2 protein-coding genes and 1 pseudogene are annotated in these 1970 nt (G+C 35.8%); all 3 read left to right on the top strand.

Translation table 11 applies throughout. The features are described 5' to 3' along the window. Positions 1-855 (top strand): hypothetical protein (locus ACYVTD_RS12035; RefSeq protein WP_461248000.1); only part of this gene is annotated, 855 nt, incomplete at its 5' end. 216 nt (positions 856-1071) lie between these two features. Continuing rightward, a complete protein-coding gene (locus ACYVTD_RS12030; RefSeq protein WP_461247999.1) occupies positions 1072-1401 on the top strand; it encodes a hypothetical protein in 330 nt (109 codons plus the stop codon). Between the two features lie 333 nt (positions 1402-1734). After that, positions 1735-1970, top strand: a pseudogene (locus ACYVTD_RS12025) (hypothetical protein); the annotation flags it as partial.

Here is a 1970-nt window from a genome sequence, read left to right as displayed (position 1 = left end):
GTTAATGGGTTTGATATGGAACCATACAAGTTTACAAAGGAAAGCCTAATGGAGGCTTTCGTTCTAGAGAATCCTTCTGTTTTGAAGTTACAGGATGACGATGAGGTCAGGGTAATTGGCAGGCAGGTTTCATGGGAAAGAAACAATGATAAGGTGGGTCGTATCGACATTCTTGCCTGTTACAATGAAGAGGTTCTGACTGTTGTTGAGTTAAAGAAGGATGTTCTTACTAGGGATGATTTTAATCAATTAAAAGACTATCTTTTTGGTCATGATGGTCTTTTAAAGGAGACAGCAGAAAAGCTTAAGGATGAGACAAAAGACAAGGTTTTAAATGAGTGGATGGGTGTTTTAGTTGGTTCTGGTATTGATGATGATTTAGATCAATTACTTAAAGATGAGAAAAAATCTGGGGATACTCGTTTGAATGTCCTAGTTCTTAATCGTTATAAAAGTGGTACAAACTTTTATGTTTTTTCTGACGTTTATTTTATCAGTAAAAAAGGTAGGGATTATACCAAATACAGTATAAATGGAGATGGTAAGTATACAAAGAGGGGTTTGGTGTTGGAGTTGGTGAAAAGATTAGCTTGTAGGGACGGGGTTACAAAAGAATCTATAGAGAAGGACTTGTTCAAAGGTCTTTTTTGTTCCTACCAGCCAAATATCGTTGAGTTTGACAAGGTTCCTGAAAAATACCCTGACTATTATTTTACTGATGAAAAGAAGGGTGAGCCAGTACTCATCGGAGGTGTAAAGTGTGTCGTTAATAATGGTTGGGCATTATGGAACACTAACATCGTTATTGAAAATGCAAGCAAGATGGGTTTTGATATTAAGTCAGTAGAAAAGTAGACAATATTTTACTCCCAAGTATTGCACTTCCTCATATTGTAAGCTATTCTTCATTTCGCAAACTAGTTGAAAAAATATAATATTACGAGTAGCATAACTTGATAACAAGGACTACCAACTATGAACCAAACCAAAACCAATCCACCCCCACCCTTCAACATGGATACATTCATAAACACAAAACAACAACAAGAGCCCCCTATTAACTCACCATGTGTGGGGATATTCTGGCTTTCAAAAGACTGCTCAGAATTAACGGAAATTACGGGTCTTCAAAAATTTACGGAAAAAGATTTACAGGACAAGTCTTACGTACAGCCCCAAGGCGGACATCATTTGCATACCTTTCCTAGAGACCAGCCGAGAGGAAGAATCGAAGTCGGCGATGGTTTGATTAAGCTTTACTTAGGCGAAGACTTTCCCAGAGAATTTGAACAGCAGATAAAAGAACAGGTAATTAAATGGTTTAGGTTAGAAGAGTATAAACACTTAATCAAAGTGGTCTACCACTACCATTGGAACACAAAAGACGGAGCCGGAAACTAGCAGATTCGGTAACGAAACATTCATATTTATTATATTTAACCCCTTTAACTTAATCAATTAATGATTTTCAATATTTTCTTGCCTTTTGCATGCGCTTAAAAAAATGCCAAAATGTGTAATATAATACCAAAGATATTTCTATTCAGACTTGTTTTTCTGAATTTCTATGATAGATTTATCGAATTAACAAGGAGAAAACTGGAGGATTTTATGAAACTGGAAGAGATCAATTTTAAGAAACTTTGGGCTTTGCTTGCTTTTGTTTCTGTTTCTCTTATTGTCTTGCTAGCCATAGTAAAAGTAGTTGTTGATTATTTCAAATAAGGAGGTTATATGACCCGTGATGAATTTCTTAACGAATACAAAAGAGTTGCAGCAAGGGTGCTTCTTTTATCCTACAAGGCAAGAAAAGAGGGTTTATTGGCTATTGAAGAGAAAATTGACTATAAAAAATCTAATCAGCGTGATGTTCTAGAGATGGGTTTAAGCTTTGTTGTTGATGGAGCTGACGCTTCAGATATAGACGATATATTGTCACCCATTATTGAGCAGGAAGAAGATAAATATAC

The organism is Treponema sp. R6D11 (assembly GCF_054786075.1).
Note: the sequence above shows the minus strand (reverse complement) of the source record. Positions and strands in the feature narration are given on the sequence as shown.